This is a genomic window from Fundicoccus culcitae (assembly GCF_024661895.1).
GTDB lineage: Bacteria > Bacillota > Bacilli > Lactobacillales > Aerococcaceae > Fundicoccus_A > Fundicoccus_A culcitae.
Genome location: NZ_CP102453.1, coordinates 2,499,935 through 2,520,741 on the forward strand (window position 1 = coordinate 2,499,935; position 20,807 = coordinate 2,520,741).

21 protein-coding genes and 1 riboswitch are annotated in these 20,807 nt (G+C 42.8%); of the genes, 15 read left to right on the plus strand and 6 right to left on the minus strand.

Annotation, left to right across the window (positions count from 1 at the left end; genetic code table 11):
- Positions 1-14: 14 nt before the first annotated feature.
- From NRE15_RS11365 to NRE15_RS11380, 4 genes are all read right to left on the minus strand, one after another.
- On the minus strand, positions 15-248 hold the full coding sequence (locus NRE15_RS11365) for a heavy-metal-associated domain-containing protein (RefSeq protein ID WP_313792997.1): 234 nt from the start codon (positions 246-248) through the stop codon (positions 15-17).
- Between the two features lie 91 nt (positions 249-339).
- Positions 340-573, minus strand: coding sequence for a heavy-metal-associated domain-containing protein (locus tag NRE15_RS11370; protein ID WP_313792998.1), 234 nt, complete (start codon positions 571-573; stop codon positions 340-342).
- A 1,414-nt stretch (positions 574-1,987) separates the two neighbouring features.
- Entirely contained in the window at positions 1,988-3,883 is a 1,896-nt protein-coding gene (locus NRE15_RS11375) for a heavy metal translocating P-type ATPase (RefSeq protein WP_313792999.1), read from the minus strand.
- A gap of 229 nt (positions 3,884-4,112) precedes the next feature.
- Positions 4,113-4,412, minus strand: a complete 300-nt coding sequence (locus NRE15_RS11380) for an iron-sulfur cluster repair di-iron protein, ric (RefSeq protein ID WP_313793000.1) — start codon at positions 4,410-4,412, stop codon at positions 4,113-4,115.
- 371 nt (positions 4,413-4,783) lie between these two features.
- Here NRE15_RS11380 and NRE15_RS11385 point away from each other — a divergent pair, with 371 nt between their 5' ends.
- The 13 genes from NRE15_RS11385 (at position 4,784) to NRE15_RS11445 (ending at position 18,074) form a co-directional block, all read left to right on the plus strand.
- The gene (locus tag NRE15_RS11385) at positions 4,784-6,136 is read left to right on the plus strand and encodes an APC family permease (RefSeq protein WP_313793001.1); all 1,353 of its coding nucleotides are present in this window, start codon (positions 4,784-4,786) and stop codon (positions 6,134-6,136) included.
- A gap of 39 nt (positions 6,137-6,175) precedes the next feature.
- Entirely contained in the window at positions 6,176-7,243 is a 1,068-nt protein-coding gene (gene orr / locus NRE15_RS11390) for an ornithine racemase Orr (RefSeq protein WP_313793002.1), read from the plus strand.
- A 10-nt stretch (positions 7,244-7,253) separates the two neighbouring features.
- Complete coding sequence (ord, locus tag NRE15_RS11395) at positions 7,254-8,312, plus strand: 2,4-diaminopentanoate dehydrogenase (RefSeq protein ID WP_313793003.1); 1,059 nt, start codon at positions 7,254-7,256, stop codon at positions 8,310-8,312.
- Between the two features lie 163 nt (positions 8,313-8,475).
- A complete protein-coding gene (gene ortA / locus NRE15_RS11400; RefSeq protein WP_313793004.1) occupies positions 8,476-8,787 on the plus strand; it encodes a 2-amino-4-oxopentanoate thiolase subunit OrtA in 312 nt (103 codons plus the stop codon).
- Positions 8,777-10,195: a 2-amino-4-oxopentanoate thiolase subunit OrtB gene (ortB, locus tag NRE15_RS11405; protein ID WP_313793005.1), complete on the plus strand. Its 1,419-nt coding sequence runs from the start codon at positions 8,777-8,779 to the stop codon at positions 10,193-10,195. The genes ortA and ortB overlap by 11 nt, the downstream gene beginning before the upstream one ends.
- 5 nt (positions 10,196-10,200) lie before the next feature.
- On the plus strand, positions 10,201-10,578 hold the full coding sequence (locus NRE15_RS11410) for an ornithine aminomutase subunit alpha (RefSeq protein WP_313793006.1): 378 nt from the start codon (positions 10,201-10,203) through the stop codon (positions 10,576-10,578).
- Entirely contained in the window at positions 10,565-12,787 is a 2,223-nt protein-coding gene (gene oraE / locus NRE15_RS11415; RefSeq protein ID WP_313793007.1) for a D-ornithine 4,5-aminomutase subunit OraE, read from the plus strand. The genes NRE15_RS11410 and oraE overlap by 14 nt, the downstream gene beginning before the upstream one ends.
- A 6-nt stretch (positions 12,788-12,793) precedes the next feature.
- Positions 12,794-14,230, plus strand: a complete 1,437-nt coding sequence (locus tag NRE15_RS11420) for a GlmL-related ornithine degradation protein (protein WP_313793008.1) — start codon at positions 12,794-12,796, stop codon at positions 14,228-14,230.
- An 81-nt stretch (positions 14,231-14,311) separates the two neighbouring features.
- Positions 14,312-15,190 (plus strand): LysR family transcriptional regulator, encoded by an 879-nt coding sequence (locus NRE15_RS11425; RefSeq protein WP_313794995.1) that lies wholly within the window; start codon positions 14,312-14,314, stop codon positions 15,188-15,190.
- A gap of 28 nt (positions 15,191-15,218) precedes the next feature.
- Positions 15,219-16,103, plus strand: a complete 885-nt coding sequence (locus NRE15_RS11430) for a pyridoxamine kinase (protein ID WP_313793009.1) — start codon at positions 15,219-15,221, stop codon at positions 16,101-16,103.
- Positions 16,104-16,123: 20 nt separating this feature from the next.
- Positions 16,124-16,276: riboswitch (adenosylcobalamin (AdoCbl) riboswitch) on the plus strand.
- A 73-nt stretch (positions 16,277-16,349) separates the two neighbouring features.
- The gene (locus tag NRE15_RS11435) at positions 16,350-16,814 is read left to right on the plus strand and encodes a DUF4430 domain-containing protein (protein WP_313793010.1); all 465 of its coding nucleotides are present in this window, start codon (positions 16,350-16,352) and stop codon (positions 16,812-16,814) included.
- Positions 16,783-17,349, plus strand: coding sequence for an ECF transporter S component (locus NRE15_RS11440; RefSeq protein WP_313793011.1), 567 nt, complete (start codon positions 16,783-16,785; stop codon positions 17,347-17,349). The genes NRE15_RS11435 and NRE15_RS11440 overlap by 32 nt, the downstream gene beginning before the upstream one ends.
- 89 nt (positions 17,350-17,438) lie before the next feature.
- Positions 17,439-18,074 carry a cob(I)yrinic acid a,c-diamide adenosyltransferase gene (locus NRE15_RS11445; protein ID WP_313793012.1) on the plus strand — a complete coding sequence of 212 codons (636 nt, stop codon included), beginning with the start codon at positions 17,439-17,441 and terminating at the stop codon, positions 18,072-18,074.
- Between the two features lie 150 nt (positions 18,075-18,224).
- On the opposite strand, the gene NRE15_RS14630 is transcribed toward NRE15_RS11445, so the two are convergent.
- The gene (locus tag NRE15_RS14630; protein WP_390887147.1) at positions 18,225-18,899 is read right to left on the minus strand and encodes an arsenate reductase/protein-tyrosine-phosphatase family protein; all 675 of its coding nucleotides are present in this window, start codon (positions 18,897-18,899) and stop codon (positions 18,225-18,227) included.
- A gap of 28 nt (positions 18,900-18,927) precedes the next feature.
- On the minus strand, positions 18,928-19,479 hold the full coding sequence (locus NRE15_RS11460; protein WP_313793013.1) for a rhodanese-like domain-containing protein: 552 nt from the start codon (positions 19,477-19,479) through the stop codon (positions 18,928-18,930).
- A 139-nt stretch (positions 19,480-19,618) separates the two neighbouring features.
- On the opposite strand from NRE15_RS11460, the gene NRE15_RS11465 reads away from it, so the two are divergent.
- Positions 19,619-20,275: an MIP/aquaporin family protein gene (locus NRE15_RS11465; protein ID WP_313793014.1), complete on the plus strand. Its 657-nt coding sequence runs from the start codon at positions 19,619-19,621 to the stop codon at positions 20,273-20,275.
- A gap of 10 nt (positions 20,276-20,285) precedes the next feature.
- Entirely contained in the window at positions 20,286-20,597 is a 312-nt protein-coding gene (locus tag NRE15_RS11470) for an ArsR/SmtB family transcription factor (RefSeq protein WP_313793015.1), read from the plus strand.
- The last annotated feature ends 210 nt before the right edge of the window (positions 20,598-20,807 follow it).

The window sequence follows — 20,807 nt, forward strand, 5'->3', positions numbered from 1 at the left end:
TATGTCCTACGTTATTACGCCGCTTTCACACGCGACTTAATCACACGATAACCTAAATCTTCAATCGCTTTTTCAATTTCCTCGATGGAAATCACATCGCCATCAAAGTCAACTTTTACTTTGCTCGCATTGAACAAAACCTTCAAGCTGTCCTTGTCGATCCCCTTCAAGCCACTGACAGCCCCCTCAATTTTTTGTAAACAAGAGGGACACGTTAACGTTTCTAATTGGATATTGGCTGATTGCATCATACATTCCCCTTTTCTAATCTTTATATGTCTATTATAAACCCCTAAGGCTTTGAATAACTTGACCCCTGTCAAGTTTTTAAATAAATATCTATGCCACTTTTACGCGCGAATTAACCACGGAGTAACCTAAATTTTGGATGGCTTCTTCAATTTCTTCAATTGAAATCACGCTCGGATCATATTCCACTCTCACGCGACTCGCATTAAATAACACTTTCAAGCTGTCTTTGTTAATGCCATCTAATTGGCGAACAGCCCCTTCAATTTTTTGAATACAAGAGGGACATGTCAACGTTTCTAATTGAATCATGGCTTTTTGCATCAGACATTCTCCTTTTCTCATTCTCTATGGTTATAGTATACCTTGGATGGCGGGGATTTAACTTGATTACGATCAAGTTTTGAACGTTTTTTCCGGGTTTTTAAAGTAGGTGGCGAGGAGGTAAGTGTGCATCGCCATCAAATTAGATAGGTGGCGAGGAGGAGGGCACACATCGCCAGCTAATTAGATAGGTGGCGAGGAGGAGCGTGCACATCGCCATCTAATTTAGATAGGTGACGGTAAGCCGGAAGTGAGCGGGCGTTAAGTAAAGCTAATCAGTCATCAAATAACTGAGTTCGTGACTGAATAAAGCTAATCTGTCATCTGCTCAAGTAGCAAAAGACAGAATAGCCTTAATCTGTCATCTGCTCAAGTAGCAAAAGACAGAATAACCTGATTCGTTCCAAAATCTGGATAAAAAAGTAAGTGGTAAATGAGAAAACGTTATTGTCACTCAGATATTTCCATGTGTCAATAACTCAGATGAGCATTGAAAGACAGCCTATCACTTCTCTCTTACGGTGGCGAAGCTTATGTTCTTCCGCCACCTGGGTGAACGCCAAATGAGTCGCCGTTTGGCGGTGGAATCACGTGTGAACGCCAAATGAGTCGCTGTTTGGCGGTGGGAACACGAGCGAACGCCAAATGAGTCGCCGTTTGGCGGTGGAATCACGTGTGAACGCCAAATGAGTCGCCGTTTGACGGGGATGGGGCCTCGCCATTTCACTTTCAACTAGCGATAATCATTCGCCCTCCGAGAAAGTAGCGCCAACTAAATTCGCGCAGTTAGCCCACTTATGGAAGAAAATCATAATAATTATTAGGCAAATGTATCGGGTCATTACTCTGTTAGCAGTGTCCCGATGATTCATCGAAAAGCATCCGATTTTTATCGCAAGGATATCTCGCAAACAACCGCTCTTTCACTTCCCGCATACGCTGATTGCTATATGAATCCACCCCTTATAGCAATAAAGCCACTTACTATCTATGACTACAACAATCAAATTAACCAACGCTAATCACTCACATCCCATAAAAAACTCAGCGCCGTCACCCCCTCAAACCACAATTCTTAAAAAGCCGGCGAGGGAACTAGCCTCTCTCGCCAGCAAATCCAAAAGGTGGCGAGGAGATACACTCCCCCTCGCCACCAACCCTCTCACTCGCTCTCCTTGGCGTAAGTGGGAAGTGAAGAACCGTCATTTCTCACTTACGCTGCACCAGCGCACACATATTCGGGCAGTTGTTGTGAGCGCGAGCCCAGGCGCACGCAGGAAATGTCGCTTCTTGTGAGCGTGAACCTAAGCGGGAAATGTGTGACCATTAAATAAACTATAAATTAGGCTATTCGGTCATGAAATTAGGTATTTGGTGACCGATTAGCTTTATTTAACGTTCGCTCACTTCCTGCTTACTCCTGCTTACCCTTGGCCGCCACCAACGTCTTACTACCATCATCGCCCTTCAAACGGAACCGCAACAAGCGCATTCCGTTCAAGATAACCACTAAGATACTTGCCTCATGCACCAACATCCCAATCGACATATTCATCCAATCACTAAAGAACACACTCGCCAATAACACCAGCACCACGCCGACAGCAATCACAATGTTTTGCTTCATATTCCGCGACGTCGCCTGAGCCAGACCCAAAGCGTGTGGTAAACGACTGAAATCCGAATTCATCAAAACAATATCCGACGTCTCAATCGCCACATCCGTCCCGCTACCCATCGCAATGCCAATGTCAGCCCGCGCCAACGAAGGACTATCATTCACACCATCACCCACAAACGCTACAATTTGACCTTCACTTTGCAACTTCTCAATATAAGCCGACTTATCTTCCGGCAACATATTTCCATGGGCTTCCGTTAAACCTAACTCACCAGCCACCAAATCAACCGTCCCTTGGTTATCCCCCGACAACACAATCAGATTCTTAACCCCAAGATCCTTTAATTTCTGCAAATCTTCTTTAATCCCTTTACGCACTTGGTCTCGCACGCCTATCAAAGCCTTCAACTCGCCATCCACAGCCGTCAAGACCAATGAATTCCCGCGACGCTCAAACGCTTCAATATCACGCTGCGCTTCCTCATCCAAATAAATACCTTCTTGCTTCATCAAGCTTTCATTCCCAACAGCGACACGATGCCCGTCAACCTCGGCCACAATCCCGCCACCTTTAACCACATCCGTCGACTCAACCGCAAACAACTCAACATCATCTAAATAAGACACCACCGCTTTTGCCAAAGGATGATCCGACTCTTTTTCTACACTCGCTAAATAACTCAAGGCCAAATCAGACTCACCATACACCTTCGACTCAGCCACTTCTGGATTTCCCACCGTCAAAGTTCCCGTTTTATCAAAAACAATGGAATCCACTTTGCTGAAATCCCCGATAACTTCACTACCTTTTAACAAGACACCATGACGCGCGCCATTTCCAATCCCAGCCACATTCGACACCGGCACACCAATGACCAACGCACCCGGACAACCAAGCACCAAAATCGTAATCGCTAACTCAATATCGCGTGAGACAATCCACACCACAATCGCTAAAATCAAGACCGCCGGCGTATACCACTGTGAAAACCGATCAATAAATCGCTCTGCTTCAGACTTAGAATCCTGCGCCTCTTCAACTAACTCAATAATCTTACCAAACGTCGTATCTTCCCCAACACGATCGGTCACAATTTGAATCGTTCCATTTTCTAAAATGGTCCCAGCATAAACCTCAGAATCCTTCGATTTACCAACCGGCACCGCTTCACCCGTAATCGATGCTTCGTTGATATGACCTTCACCCGAAAGCACCGTCCCATCAACCGGCACCTTCGCCCCCGTCTTCACTAACAGCACATCGCCCTCGTCAACGTCCCAAATATCAACCTCTTCAAACGCGCCGTCATCCATCTGCTTCAAAGCCACTTCGGGCGCCATCTCTGTCAACTCTTTAATGGCTGAACGCGTCTTGTTTAACGTCCGCGCTTCTAACCAACCCCCAAACAAGAACAGAAAGGTTACAATCGCCGACTCTTCATAATTTTGAATAAAGAAAGCCCCAATCACTGCAATTGTCACCAGCACATCAATACTAACCACCTTAACCTTCAACGCACCCCATGCCTGAATCGCAATCGGCGCCACCCCTAAAATCGACGCAATAATCAACGCCCATTTAGCTATTACCTCATTATGAAATCCCAACTCCGCGATAAATGCAATGACAATCAAAATCCCACTAATTAAGGTAATCTGATTTTTCTTACTTAAAATATATTTTTGCATCCTACTTCCTCCTCGTATCATTTGTTTTTAGCTTAGTTATAGTATAGAACCTGCCGCCATCTTTAACGTTGATCCCCGTCAAGTTTTTCTAACTTTTGACTAACCGCGCTAGCCCTGACTGCTAAACCCATTGTAACGCCAAAGCTGCCCACTTAAATTGACCCCCATCAAGAAATAAAAAAAGCGGTCAGAAAAATTCTGACCAGCAGTGATATTTATTAAAAAGGTTTTACCCTTGATAGGCTGCATCGACAACTTCCAGCATATTGTAAACCGCTTCATAACTCTCGCACACATCCCCAGGCACTGTGTAGTCCGACGTCACCGCGCGCAGCTGCGTAAATTCCGCATCCAAGTCGGGCGTCGCGTCACCAGCCGCCTCCGTTTTATCAGCAATTTGATCCCACAAAGCCTTCACCTCCGCAAACTCCGGATGATTTTTCCCGTGCACCCGCAACACAACCGGCGTGAACAGCGCCAACTTCTCAAAATTTTGCGCCTTTGCCTCATTAAACGTTAAATTAGCCATACATAATTCCCTCTTTCTCAATTTGTGTCACTTAATTATAGCCAAACACCCCCAGACAGAACTTGACGAGGGTCAAGTTTCCTCAAATAAATACCCCTGCTTCACGCCAAAGCAAGCATTATTTCACTCAACCATTGTAAGCGCTTGACAAAAAATAAAAGAATCGATATGTTCAAATTAGCAAAATAATCTCATTAAAATAGTGAAAACGCTATGCTCAAATTGAATATCAACTATTCACAATATAAATATTTTTTATAGAATTGTCTGATATACTTTTATGTGAATGAAAGGGCTTTAATAGAATTAAGGAGGGTAGCGTGTATTCAAATCAAGCTTCAATTAACTATTTTAGGAGGATTTACCTATTTATGAGTGAAACAACAGAAAACGTAACGATAAATACAGAAAGTACAAAATTTAATTTGCGTGAAGCCATCTTGTATGGAATTAATGTCGTTTTGGGCGCAGGCATCCTGCTGTTGCCGAAAATTATCTATCGCGATTTAGGACCTGCCTCAATTTTAGCGATGATATTTAGTGCTTTTTTGGTCTTTCTACTTGCTTTGTGTTTTGCTGAAGTGGCTGGTTATGTGTCTGAAAACGGGGGAGCCTATACCTATGCCAAAGTTGCCTATGGAGAGAAAACGGCTTTTGTGATCGGGATTCTTTCGTGGTTTACCGTAACAGCGGTTTGGTCTGCGTCAGCTAGTGGTTTAGGTGAAATTTTAGGGGCTACATTTCCTATTTTTGCCGGCTACGAAATGATTATTGCCGCTTTAGTTATCATCTTTTTTATGTTTATGAACTTAGGTGGCTTAAAAGTTATTAAAGGATTTTCAAATGTTGTCACGATTTCGAAAGTCGTTCCATTTATATTTGTAGGAATTATGGGATTATTCTTCATTAAAGGTGGAATAGATGCTGGAAATTGGACGCCTTTTATACAAATATCCGAAGACACCACCTTTTCTTCAGCCTTGGCCTCGACGGCCATGACCGTATTTTATACCTTTGTTGGTTTTGAAACGTTGCCCATCATAGGTGGTGAAGTAGAAGATTCAAAACGCAACATGCCAAAGGCTGTTCTAATATCACTAACGATTGTCACTATTATGTATGTCTTGTTAATCGCAGCTGCCATCACCATGCTGGGTCCGGATATATTAGCGACGAACACACCTATCCAAGACGCTTTTGCTGCGATGGTGGGCTCTTGGGGCTTTTGGTTTGTCAGTATCGCTGCCATTATTTCTTTAATCGGGCTAAACGTGGGCGATTCAACGCATAGTCCCCGCTTACTCGAATCCATTGCTGAAGATGGTTTATTGCCTGAATCCGTTTCGAAAAGAAATGAAAGTGGAACACCTGTTGCATCGATTATCCTTACATCAGTGGTAGCCTTAATACTGGTTTTATCAGGTTCATTTGAAACCTTAGTTGATTTAAGTGTTGTATTTAACTTCTTCGCCTTTATACCGACAGCTCTAGCCGTTATTGTGTTAAGAAGAAAAAGTGCTCGCGGTGAATTAGCCGAAAAATACTCGAATGAGGGGCAATTTAGAGTACCTGGTGGCTATACTATTCCAATATTAGCCATCATCGTGAGTTTTTGGATGATTTTATCCGATAGTTTACTCCATTTACGAACCGCTCTGATAGGGATTGTTATTTCACTCATCATTTATTACCTATTCAACATTAACAAAATGAAGAAAACGTAATATCTTTTTACCCCAAACCAACAGAAAGGACGTGATTATATGCAATATCCACGTGTGACCGTCGATAGGACAAAACTCAAACATAACTTGGACTATTTAAGCAACAAACTTAAGGCAAAAGGCATTCAGGTAGCGGCGGTGACCAAGGTATTTAGTGCCTATCCAGAACTAGTCGCCTTATACGCTGACACCAAAAATGTAGCTTTTTTAGCGGACTCAAGACTGGAAAATTTTGCGAATTATCCTACCGATATCAAACAAGAAAAACTGCTGTTGCGCATTCCGATGCTGTCCCAAGTTCAAAAACTCGTTGAGACCGTCGATATCAGTTTGAACTCACAGCTTGAAACCATCCAAGCCATTAATCAAACCGCTCAAACCCAAAATAAATATCACAAAATCATCCTGATGATTGATTTAGGCGACCTTAGAGAGGGCATCTTTGAGCAAGCAGAAATCGACCAAACGGTCGAAGCCATTTTAAAACTGCCACACATCGAACTCATAGGTATCGGCGTTAATTTAACGTGTTACGGCGCGATTATTCCTAATTACGCCATCTTGCAACAATTAGTTGAACACAAACAACGCATTGAAGCAACTTTCAATATCCAACTCGACATCCTTTCAGGCGGAAACTCGTCTACTTTATATTTATTAGACGAAGCCATTCCTCCAGAAATTAACCAGCTGCGAATAGGGGAGGCCTTCGTCTTAGGCGTTGAAACAGCCTTTGGAAAGCCCATCCCTCAGATGCATCAAGACGTCTTTACCCTAGAAGCAGAAATCATCGAATACCGTGATAAGCCGTCTCTGCCGATTGGACAAGTGGGTCAAGACGCCTTTGGTCAAAAACCAACCTTCGTAGATAAAGGCACGATGCGCCGAGGCATTCTGGCGCTAGGTAAGCAGGATGTTGATCCAAGCAATATTAAACCTAGAGACAAGCGCCTTGAAATCATCGGAGCGAGTTCCGATCACCTGATTCTGGACTTTACCCAAGCCAAAGAAGACTATCAATTAGGGGATACCGTTCAATTCGACTTGACCTACGGCTCCCTGCTTAATGTGTTTACTAGCAAATATGTCGCGAAGGTATTTATTTAGGAGGTTTAAAATGGAAAATATTAAAGTCATCATTTGGGGTTTAGGCGCCATGGGAAGTGGCGTGGCAAGAACTCTCTTGCAGAAAAAAGGAATCGATATAGTTGGTGCCATTGATATGGGTGAAAAAGTCGGAAAACCTCTTTTCGAGGTCATCAACCAAAGCCACCCCCATAAAATAAATATCCCTGTCGGCACAACTGACGATTACATCAAAGCTAACCAAGCCGATGTTGTGATTATTTGTACCGATTCATATGTCAAAGGGAATTTCGAAAAAATCAAACGCGTTCTTGAAAACAAAATGAATGTTATTTCAAGTGCCGAAGAAATGGCCTATCCCAAAGCACAAAATCCAGAATTAGCCGCTGAAATCGACCGACTGGCTAAGGAAAACGGCGTTTCGGTTTTAGGGACAGGTATTAATCCTGGGCATATTATGGATTTATTAGTCTTAGTTATGACCGGAGCTTTGGTGGATGTTAAACAAATTACCTCAAAACGCATCAATTCTCTGTCGCCGTTTGGTAAAGCCGTCATGGAAGAGCAAGGGATTGGGTTGACGCCCGAAGCCTTTAACCAACGCAAAGCCGCTGGCGAAATGGCCGGGCATGTTGGTTTTGAAGAATCCGTTCATATGATGGCCGATGCCCTTGGGGTCCAACTTGACGCATTGACCACAGAGATGCAACCTATTATCACCGAGGTCGACCGCAAATCCCCTTATGGTGAAGCCAAAGCTGGTCAAGTGGCAGGTGTCGATATGAGCGCTAAAGGGATGGTTGACGGCAAGGAGTTCTTTACCCTCCAACATCCGCAACAAATTGAACCTGAGCAAGTGGGCGTAGAAACAGGGGATTACGTGATTATCGACGGCAGTCCCAATGTCAATCTCGTTAACACGCCTGAAATTGAAGGGGGTCTCGGAACCATCGCTATGTTGGTGAATATGATTCCCAAAATTATCAACGCCGAGGCTGGTTTGAAAACCATGATTGATCTACCCATTCCACACGCCATTCTTGGCGACTTTAGAGATCAAGTGAATGAAGCTAAAAGACCCTTTAAATAAATACCCCTGCCCATAAGCAATTAGGACAGAATAGCATTATTCTGTCCAAAATCAGAAGGAAAAAGGACAGAATAGCGGTATTCTGTCCAAAATTGGAAGAAAAAAGGACAGAATAGCTTGAATTAGTAACGACCTAATGACACAAAGATAAGGAGCGATAGGATTGGTTAAAAAAGGCGAATGGGTACAAATTTCAGCGGTTGTTTTAACGGCTGAACAACGAGCGGCGCAAGTTCCAGAAGATACAAAAGCGACGCCGTTAATTATGTGGGTTAAGGGGTATTTATTAGAAGAAGAAGCGGAAGTAGGGCAAGAAGTGATGATTGAAACGGTCACGAAACGCAGAGTTGGCGGGACTTTAGTCCAAGTTAATCCGGTTTACACACATTCTTTTGGCCGTTACATCCCTGAAATTACCCAAATTCATCAACTATTAGCTGATGCTTTGGAAGGCGGTGCGGAAAATGACGGATAAGGCTTATGAAACGGTGATGGCTCGAAAAAATCAAATTATGAGTGATTCGTTACAAATCAATTATGCTGATTTTGAGGGCGAGGGTATTAGCTTTGATTACGAACATATGATGAATTCTGTCGCTTATAGTATGGATGAGATGATTAGCATTCAAAGAGAGCTTGGGGTTGGAAATACACCGATTGTTGAACTTAAGAATATGACGCAACTGGCACGGAAGTATGATCCTGCCGGTAAAGGGGCAAGGATATTTATTAAAGATGAAGCGGCTAATGCGTCGGGGAGTTTCAAGGACCGGCGGGCATCGATATCGTGTTATCATGCTAAAAAATTAGGCTATAAGGGTGTTGTGACGGCCACTTCGGGCAATTATGGGGCGGCGGTGGCAGCACATGCGGCTAAATTGGGGCTCAAATGTATCGTAGTTCAGGAATGCTTTGATTCTAAGGAAGTGGGGCAACCAGAAATTGTTGAAAAGGCACGTAAATGTGAGGCCTTAGGGGCTGAAGTCGTGCAATTAACGGTTGGACCTGAGTTGTTTTATCAATTTTTAAAAATCCTTGAAGAGACCGGCTATTTTAATGCGTCGCTATACACACCCTTTGGGATTGCGGGGGTCGAAACCTTAGGCTATGAAATTAAGCAACAATTTGACCGTCAAGTGGGTCAACAACCGGATGTGGTAGTGGTTACCAATGCAGGTGGAGGCAACTTAACGGGGACGGTTCGTGGCTTGAGAAAAGCGGGCAATACTAGCTCACAAATCGTAGCGGCTAGTGTGGATTTGTCGGGTTTACATATGGCTTCGGATGAGGATTTTAATCGGAAGTCCTTCACGACGGGGCACACAGGTTTTGGAATTCCCTTTTCGACTAATCCCGATCGTTCAGACGTTCCCCGTTCAGCGGCTCGCCCGTTACGCTACATGGATCGTTATGTGCTTGTCAAACAGGGGGAAGTCTTTTTCATCACCGAAACGCTAGCCTGGATTGAAGGATTAGAGAAAGGTCCAGCAGGCAATACCTCTTTAGCGGCGGCATTTGCTTTAGCCCAAGATATGGATGAAGATCAAATCATTCTGGTGCAGGAAACGGAATATACGGGGGCAGGTAAGAGTGTCCAACCGCAATTAAGCTTTGCCCGCGATAATGGCATTGATATTTATTTTGGGGATCCGGATGAGGAAGTTCCAGGGGAATCGATTGTTTTACCCAAGGATCCTGGCTTAATCAAGGCGCGTGATTTGGATTTAAATCAGCCTAAGCGGTCACGGATTAGAACGGCGCTGGCTCAGTCACCGTCAAGCGCAAACTTTTCGCCAGCCGAGTGGCAGTTTTTAGCCGAGGAAATTAACGGAAGCATTGAAGACGTTGAAGCATTTGTTCAAGAATTAACAGGAGGAGCGTAAACATAATGGAAGAAACGAAAAATTTTGAGGAAGCTAGACAGCCTTTAGCGCACTTATCCGATGAAGCCTTAAAAGATCACTTTTGGGAGTTAATTGATGAAATCATCGCACCGCTTTTAAAAATGGGACACGAATATACCTCGCCTTCCATTGAACGGTCTGTGATTATGCGGATGGGCTTTTCCTCGACTGAGGCAACAGCCATCGTCGATCAAGTCTTAAAATATGATTTTATGTCCAAAGGAGCCGGTCACTTGGTTTATCGCATCGCTAAGGAAAATGACTTATCCATTCGACAAGCAGGACTTGAGTTGGGTGAAGGTAAGCACTGGGATCAAGTGGAAGCCATTTTTAGAGGAGGGGATGTCAATGACGGAATATAAATTAAATATAAACGAAAAAATTGATATTAATAAAATTCTGGAAAACCTAGAAGATTACCGACCTAAGCGTCGGGGATGGACGTGGCGGACGCCGGTACCACAATATCAAATGCATCAATTTAACTATAAAGATATGTCGCGCCCACTCAAAAATTATGTGGCTTTGCCGTCGGCTAAGTATTTTGATAATATTGACCCACAAGGAACGCCGTCTATTACCACCGAAATAGCCTCTGGTCGTTTTGAAGATGACATTCGGCGGATGCGGATGGCGGCTTGGCATGGGGCGGACCATATTATGGTGATTCGTACAGCAGGGCAATCCCATTTTGAGGGTCTGATTGAAGGAACCCCGCAAGGTGTGGGGGGTGTGCCTATTACTAGAAAACAAGTACGGGCGCAAAGAAAAGCCCTCGACTTAATTGAAGAAGAAGTCGGTCGTCCCATTAATTACCATTCCTATATTTCAGGAATTGCTGGACCGGAGATTGCGGTCATGTTTGCCGAAGAAGGCGTAAATGGCGCCCACCAAGACCCGCAATACAATGTTTTATACCGCAATATCAATATGGTACGTTCCTTTGTTGATGCTTGTGAGGCTAAAAGGGTGATGGCTTGGGCTGGGATTGCGCAAATTGATGGAGCGCATAATGCCAATGCGACGGCACGTGAAGCGTGGAAAGTGATGCCTGAATTAATGGTCCAACATGCTATTAACACCGGTGTTTCATCTAAAGTGGGGATTGAAGACGGCAATATTTGTTTATCAACCGTTCCACCGACGGCACCACCCGCACCATCGATGACGATTGATTTGCCGTATGCTGTTGCCCTCAGAGAGTTCTTTGATAAATATCGCATGCGGGCACAACAAAACACCAAATATATGGAAGCTTCAACCCGTGAAGCCACTGTCACCCATACACTCAATATCTTAATTTCTAAGTTGACGAGTGCCGATATTCAATCAACCATTACTCCTGATGAAGGCCGTAATGTCCCATGGCATATTTACAATGTGGAGGCGGTCGATACGGCTAAGCAAGTTTTCCAAGGGCTGGATGGTTTGAATGACTTATTAGAACTAAAAGAAGACGGCCAACTGAGAGATGATGCGCGTGAAATTAAAGAACGTGCTGTTTTGTTCCTAGAAGCCATTATTGCCCAAGGCGGTTATTTCCAAGCTGTTGAAAATGGCATGTTTGTTGACTCTGGCGAATTTCCAGACCGGAATGGCGATGGGATTAAACGTGAAATTAATGGGGGCATTGGCGCCAACTCCGTCTACAAACGTGACGCAGATTATATGGCACCTGTGACCGCACACTATGGATACAATAATGTGGCCCAGTATGATGAAGCAGCGGTCCAAAACCCATCGAGTTTGATAAACGGTTCAACCTTAGAAGATCCGGATAAAATCGTCTACATTGATGAGCTGGATGAGACCGATAATGTTAATATCCGCTTAGCCGAATCTAAACCTTACCGTGAAGAAGGCAAAATCAAACCTGAAGCCGAGTGGGCAGGTGACGGCGTGATCTTGTTAACCTTTATGATTCCAGAATCCAAACGGATAGCCCATTATACGGCTTTAGAAATCGGTAAAAAGATGGGCTTGGAAGAGTGTGAAGTCATCAATACGGAAGTCTTACAAAATGCCGAAGGGACACGTATCGAAATGAAAGGGATCGTTCCGTTTGTGATTGATAAGGACAGCTTAGTCATTCCTGAAGAACCCACCGTTTTATCCGAAGATGAAATTCGCCAAGACATTGAACGCCAACCGATGCTCGTTGTCGCCGGAACGATTGGTGAGGATGAACATTCGGTCGGTCTACGCGAAATCATCGACATCAAACACGGGGGTATCGAAAAATACGGCATCAAAGTTGAGTATTTAGGCACATCCGTTCCGGTCGAAAAAATTGTGGATGCAGCCATTGAAATGGATGCCGATGCGATTATGGCTTCCACCATCATTTCACATGATGAAATTCATTACAAAAACATGAAACGGATTAATGATCTGTGTGTGGAAAAAGGTGTCCGTGACAAGCTAATCTTACTAGCTGGTGGGACCCAAGTGGTTCCAGAAATTGCCGTTAAAAATGGGATGGATGCCGGCTTCGGTCGCGGAACGAAAGGGGTTAGCGTCGCAACCGCTTTAGTTGAAGCCAGATGGGAACGCGAAAACAGAGAGGAGTAACACTCTATGCGGATTGATGTGTTAGTCGCCGAAATTGGCTCAACGACGACAGTCGTTAGTGCCTTTAATGGCATTAGCGATGCGTCTTCTGAGCCCGTCTTCCTCGGTCAAGGTCAGGCAACCACTACCGTTGAAGCCGGAGACGTCCGGATCGGCATCGAAGCCAGTATTGAAAACCTCAAAACCCAACTAAATATCTCTGAATTAACCTATAACGAATTATTTGCCAGTTCAAGTGCGGCTGGTGGTTTGAAAATGACGGTTCATGGGCTAGTCTTTGATATGACCGCCCGTGCAGCCAAAGAAGCTGCCCTTGGTGCGGGTGCGGTTATTCGTATGGTTACAGCTGGAAAGTTACGGCGAAGCGATTTACTTAAGATCAAAGAAGAACAGCCTAATCTGATTTTAATTGCAGGTGGCGTAGATTATGGTGAACGCGATACGGCCATTGAAAATAGTGAAAAGATTGCGGATTTAGCTTTGTCAATTCCGGTAATTTACGCAGGTAATGTGGAAAATCAAGAAGAAATTAAACTGATCTTTGAAGGGGCAAAGCAGGAGATATTTATTGTGGAGAATGTTTACCCTAAAATTGACCTGTTAAATATTGAACCGACGCGAGCCGTCATCCAAGATGCCTTTGAAAAACATATTGTGCATGCAGCGGGCATGGAGCACGTGTATGATTTGGTGAATGGAAATATTACGCCGACGCCGGGTGCAGTGATGGTAATGGCGAAATTGTTTTATAAATACATAGGGGATGTGGTGGTCGTTGATGTCGGTGGGGCAACCACGGATATCCATTCGGTCACAGAAGGGTCGCCTAAATTTGACCGCATTTCCGTAGCACCAGAGCCGAAGGCTAAACGGACGGTGGAAGGCGACATTGGTTTGTATGTCAACTTGGAGCAGGTCATCCAATTATATGGTGAAGCACAACTGATAGACGAAGGCTTTGATTTAGATGAGCTGCGTCGAAGCTATGATGGCATTCCATGCAATGATCAAGAACGTAAATTCTTGGAAAAAATGGCAGAAGTAGCGACAACGACGGCTATCGATCGCCATGTCGGCTCAATTCGCTATGTCTATGGTCCTACAGGTCGGTCGACGCTGGCGCAAGGCAAGGATTTGAGTCGCGTTCAATACGTGATTGGCACAGGGGGAGCTTTGACACGGTTGAGTAATGGCGAGGCCGTTTTAAAGAAGTTACAAAAAAAGAAAGACTCGCTCCAAATGTTGCCTAAACGTCCGCCAGTCGTTTTGTTGGATCATGATTATATTATGTCTTCTTTGGGCGTCTTGTCGATGAAACATGAGCAAGCCGCTATGAAGTTATTAGCCAAATCCTTGCGGTTTGAGGCGTTGAATGAAGCGGTTAATAATTATACTGATGAAAATGAGCTTGAAGCGTATTATAATTCAGATAAGGATGGTTAATCCATTGCCGTAGTTATCTCCTAGTAGTATCCATAGATAACTATAAACAACATGAAGGAGATTAGGTGACTAACATTGGATATGAAAAGACTCCGAACATTTCAAGTAGTGGCCGAAGAACTTAACTTCTCAAGGGCAGCCATCAAACTAAATTACTCTCAACCCACTGTCAGCAAACATATTCAAATGCTGGAAGAAGAACTAAATGTGATCCTGTTTGATCGAAAAGAGGGTCAATATCAATTAACCGAGGCGGGTTTCAAATTATATAATCATAGTCTCAATATTAACAAAGAACTCCATGCAATCGCGCAGTTATCGCTTTTAGGGAAAGAATCCTTTCAACTGAAGTTACAAGGTCATGATTATTACTGTTACAAGTACTTTATTCCCACCATCACGAAAATGCGTTGGACTTATCCCGGTATAGGGTTTAAAGTAGATGCATCGAACAATCAGGAAACCGTCAACAAATTGTTGAAAAACAGGATTGATATTGGCATCGTTTCAGGCAGTGTTTTACCGAAATCCTTTGAGTCTGTGCAAATAGGACACGAAGCGATTGGGATTTGTGTAGGCGAAGATATCTTTAGTCCTGAATTAACGGCAGAGGACTATATTTACAAATATCCTTTGTTAATTGATGAAAGTGATTTTTATAAAACATCCCATACCTTCCCATATCTCAAGCAGCGGATAAATGTGATTGATACGACGAGTGATGAAGTGGTCCAGGAAGCTGTGTTAAATCATCAGTGTGTCGGCGTTTTACGATTAGGTCGGTTAGAAAATGAGATAGAAAATGGAGCGATTCGTGTGATTGAAACGGTCGTTAACAAAGATCCAGTGTATCTCGTGACAAATAAAGAAAATGCAAATCAACCACATATCCAAGCTTTTTATGATATTTTACTAAATATCTTTAATCCAAGAAATAAGCATAAATTCAGTTGGGTATAAGCTAAAATAGCTTTTTAAGGAGTTTTTAATGATGAGTGAACAAGTGTTAGTGATTAATGATTTGCCTGGAGTGGCTAAAGTAGCTGGTATGTCAAATTTACCTTTATTAGAAGCCGCCCAGTTTGAAGTAGCCTTATTACCTACTTTGATTTTATCAACCCATACCTTAGGCTATTCTGGTTTGGTAAAACATTACTTAAATGAGTCCTTTGATAAAATTTTGAATCATTGGCAAGAATTAAATATCCAGTTTAAAGGGTGTATAACAGGGTATTTTGCAGATAGTCAACAAATTACATCGACTATCCGATATCTTGATACAATTCAATATAAAATGCCAGTTATTATTGATCCAATCATGGCTGACTTTGGTAAATTATATGCTGGATTTAGCGAAGATTTTCCAAGCCAGTTTCGAAAATTAGTCAAGTATGGTGAAGTGATTGTACCCAATATTACTGAAGCGTGTCTGATTACGGACTTTCCCTACTCAGAAGATATTGGACCAGAAGATTATCCCATTATAGCTCAAAAACTAATCGACTTAGGTGCAAAAAACGTTGTGTTAACGGGTGTTTTTCAAGCGTTTGAAAAGAAAGATAATGAAATCGGGTATTATATCTACACTAAAGATGCAGAACCTTATTTTCATATGCACAAAAAAGAGGATACTTGGTTTAAAGGTGTAGGAGATGTTTCAGTGAGCTTGATTACAGCCTATTATTTATTAGGCGTTCCAATAAAAGAAGCGGTTATTCGTAGTGCCCAATATGTTGAACAGTCCATTACACATAGTTTAACGGTCAATCGTGATCAAAAACTAGGTATATATTTTGAACCGATTATTCCAGCGTTTTCAAATGAAATAAATGAATTAAGACTTGTTAAGAATAATTTGATTAATTCAAATTAAATCTCATTAAACATAAAAGCAATACCAATCAAAGACAACTAAGGTATGGAAGTTTGGTTAGATTCCAATACGGTCCCGCCACTGTAATCATGTACAATACATGTAGTCAGAACTTTACCTTAGTTTGCTAATACCACACACGGACTGTTTCGGGTTAAAGCAGTCTCATGATGAGTCTATGTTTGGTGCATAGACTTTTTTTATTTATCAGATTAAAAAATTTTTTAAGAGGAGATAGTGTTTATTATGAAAAAAAGATTGTTAGGGCAATGGATTGTTTTGTTATCAGCAGCGGCTTTGTTAGTTGGATGTACAACAAATAATCAAGAAGAAACAGAATCAACGGTAGTTGAAACGGAAAGTGTTGAAACTATCATTGAAAGTAGCGTGGAAGATAGTGAAACAACGGATGATAAGGAGGAAGTAACAGCGTCGATTGCTATCCTGATTGATGGTGAGGAATTAACAGATTTAACGAAAGAAGTGGTCGTTCCAGAAGGGACGCTATTGATTGATGTGATGAATGAAGAATATGACGTTGTCGATGAAGGTGGCTTCTTATCAGCCATTGAAGGCAATGAACAAGATGTTGCTGCAGAGCGTTACTGGATGTACTATATCAATGATGAGATGGCAGCTGTTGGGGCTGGCGAATACGAACTTCAAGAAGGCGATGCTATTGAGTGGAGACTTGAAGACAGTGACTTCTAAGTCCAGATACTTCACCGTTAATCGGATTACGCTAATTGCTGTCTTAACAGCCTTTGTTACAGTTGGACGTTTAATATTTGCTTTACCTATTTTACCCAATATTCAACCGATGACAGCGATGTTAATTATAATTACCCTTAATATCGGAGTGATTGATGGAATTACCGTCTCTGTATTCTCAGTAATATTAACAAACATATTTTTAGGAATGGGTATCTGGTCAATCATGCAAATAATTTCTTTTGTCGTTATTATGGTACTAACGGTAGTATTAAAGTATTTCTACAAGTATGGTGGTCTTAGAAACCGCATCATTTTTTCAATCTGGGCAGGGATTACTGGTTTTACCTATGGTTTTACCATTTCCTTGATGTCATATTACACCTATGGTTTAAGTAATTTTACCGTGTATTATTTGAACGGTATTCCGTTTGATATCTTACACGCTGTCGGTAATCTTATATTTTTCTTTATCTTAGAACCTATCATTGTGCCGATTATTCAGAAGAAATTTAAACATCAGAATCAATCCTAAAAAAAGACTGAATTAATTATTGTAACTATTATACGACCTTTATGCCGTTTATGTAGTATAATAGTTACATTTCAAAGGAGCAACTACACATGCAAATCTACACACGCGTTGGCGATAAAGGCCAAACTAAAATCAATGGCAACTACACCGTCTCGAAAAACTCTATCCGTGTGGAAGCCTACGGCACCGTCGATGAATTGAACTCATTTGTTGGTTCGGCAGCTTCCTCGCCCGAAGCTTGGCCGGAGCTCACACAAGAACTCCAGCAAATCCAACAATTCCTATTTGATTGCGGCAACGACCTAGCAACCTCAAACACCAATAAATATCCCTATCGCACAAATGAAAAACCCACCGAATGGCTGGAGAATATCATTGACGCCTATTCAAAGGAACCTAAGCCACTTGAATCTTTTATTTTGCCCGGTGGCAGTCGTTTAGCGGCGGAACTCCATGTTTGTCGAACGGTCACGCGTCGGACGGAACGAGCCATTGTCAGCTTTAACCACTATTTGGACCAAAGCAAAGTCGACCAGACTTATGAAACCAACCGCAAAGAAGCAGATGCCAATCCACACGTCCTCAAATTCATCAATCGCTTATCCGACTACTTTTTTGCGGTCGCCCGTGTCGCCAACCACCGCCTCAACCAAGAAGATGTCCTCTACGAGCGCAGCGGCAAAGTCTTTCATTTGAATGTTAAGAAGGAAGATTTTGAGAAGTGATGGGAGAATAGTGGAGGTGCGAAAGACTTAAGTGGCCTATCAGTAAATCGGTAGGCCACTTAACGTTTCAAGTGGCCTATCCCCACCTCGTTCAGGCCACCACCCCACACAAAAAAGCTGTCACCCCGTGACAGCCCCCAACACCAATTCCTACCCCACAACATACAACCGATCCAACACCTCATCATAACTTTCCTTCATGACATCCGCAAAAGCATGAACAAAGTACTTCGAAGGCACAGCCTCGTCAGATTCCGCACGCTTCAAGAAATTAACATTGACACCAATTTTCTCCGCTGCATCCTCAAGTGACAAACCATTTTCCTCACGAATCTCACGCATCACAGCACCAAAATTGTCCCGTTGAGGATAAAAAGTATCTTCCCGATTAATGAAATTAGTATCTTCAGTAATCCCATCCTTAACATATGCTTTAATCAACTCATGCAAACTATCCCGTGTCTTAACAAACGCCGCATGAATCTCTTCATCCGTCCCCACCACCTTCGCCGGATCCTCTAAGCCCCAATGAATATGCTTAGAACGCGGTGGCACATTCGGGCACCGTTCATAGGCATCTTTACACAAAGTCACCACAATATCCGCCGATTGAAACAAACGCACATCAATCACTTTTGACGTTTGATCCGAAATATCAATCCCAATCTCATCCATAACCTGCACCGCATAAGGATTTACAACCCCCACTTCAATACCCGCACTATAGATGTCGTACTCATCGCCCAAATAATACTTGGCCAAACCCTCCGCAATCTGACTCCGCGCCGAATTACTCGTACACAAAAAATACAAGACCTTTTTCATCTCAAAACCCCCTTAACAAATCCCTCTGCTACTCACCAACCGCCTGCACAGCCTTCATCCCACCTTCAATGACCTGCGCATCAAACCCTTGGGTCAACAAATAAGAAGCCGCTGCGGTACTACGATTTCCCGAACCACATAATGTATAAATCGTTTTAGTTTGATCTAAATCATTTAAACGCTTAGGTAAATCCTCAAAAGGAATATTCAACAAGTTTTTCTCAGGAGCAGGGCGTGTGATTTCATCCGGTGTCCGCACATCCAACAAAATATAATCCGTTTCTAAGCCCAAGAATTCTGACGCAGGAATGGTTTCAACACCAACCAAAGTATCCTCCGGAATTGAATCAGCCATCAAATAACCAATCACAGAATCATGACTAATCTCATCTAAAACTGTCACATCATCAATGACCACAACTATCTTTTCATCATCACCGACAAAATAATCAAGGTATTTCTTAAAATTACCAGGGTTTAAATTCAACGCATTTTTCAGGTGTCCTGCTTGAAAAGCCGTTTGAGTCCGCACATCAATCACTTTTTCATCAACAACATCAGCAAAAATTAATTCTTTCATCGCCATTCCTCCTCATTGACTAATAGTCGCAAACAGTTTATTATACATAGACAAATATCTATCTATCTATCAAAAGTATACAATCTTTTAATACAAATAAATAGTCTTTTGACTCAAATAATTTTAGGAGCCCATCATCATGAACAAAAAATTTATCGCAGAACTGACCGGTACCTACTTCCTCGTCCTAATAGGCACAGGAACCGCCGTCTTTTCCGACAACCTAATAGCCATTGCACTCGCCTTTGGCCTCGTCGTCACCGTCCTGATCTTCAGCTTCGGCAACATTTCAGGCGCACATTTCAACCCATCGGTCACGCTTGCCATGTTTTTAAACCATCGAATACATACCGCTGATTTGATCCATTACCTGCTTGCTCAATTTATTGGCGCCACCTTAGCGACAGCAACACTCGCGCTTATTTTAGCAAGCAATCAACTTGGAACGACCAGTCTTGGAGTGACCGTGCTTGGACCAGGTGTCAGCATATTAGGTGGATTTCTCTTAGAGTTTATTATGACCTTCTTTTTTGTTATGATTATCTTAATTGCCTCAGGAAAAAATGGGCAACCACAATTTGCTGGTTTAATTATTGGATTAGCCTTAATCACATTAATTTTATTTGGAGCATCACTGACAGGCACTTCCTTAAACCCAGCACGCAGTTTTGGTCCAGCGATATGGACAGGTGGACTTGCCTTGAATCAACTGTGGCTGTATATTCTAGCACCGATGTTGGGTGGGGCAGCGGCTGCGATTGTGTGTCGAAAGCTGTTTGATACGGAAAAAATTTAGGAGAGATGACATGAATTACGAACGTTATGCAAAAGTCATGAAGGCTTTGTCCGACCCCAGTCGGGTTCAAATCATGGATATGTTATCGTGCGGGAAGATGTGTGCCTGCGATTTGTTGGAACACTTCGATTTTACCCAGCCGACCTTATCCCATCACATTAAAGTCTTGAAAGAAGCCGGCTTAGTTAATACCGAAAAAAATGGTACCTGGCACCACTATTCCACCAACCTAGAAAACGTCGAAAAAGTCATTGCTTTTTCACAAGAAGTCTTTTCCAACAGCGAGCGCTGTATTTGCCATACAACGAAAGTCGAAGTATAGCTACATTGAACGAAGCTGCTAGTCAGCTTCTTTTTGTTCTTCAAATGAGGGTAGTCGAATCAAGCTAAGTACCGTCATCGCCACATGGCGGTACTCCCGCTAAAATGACAACCTCCAACCCCAAACCTTCCCCCAGATTCCGGTAGTCAAATCAAGCTAAGTACCGCCATCGCCACATGCCGGTACTCCCGCCAAAATGACAACCTCCAA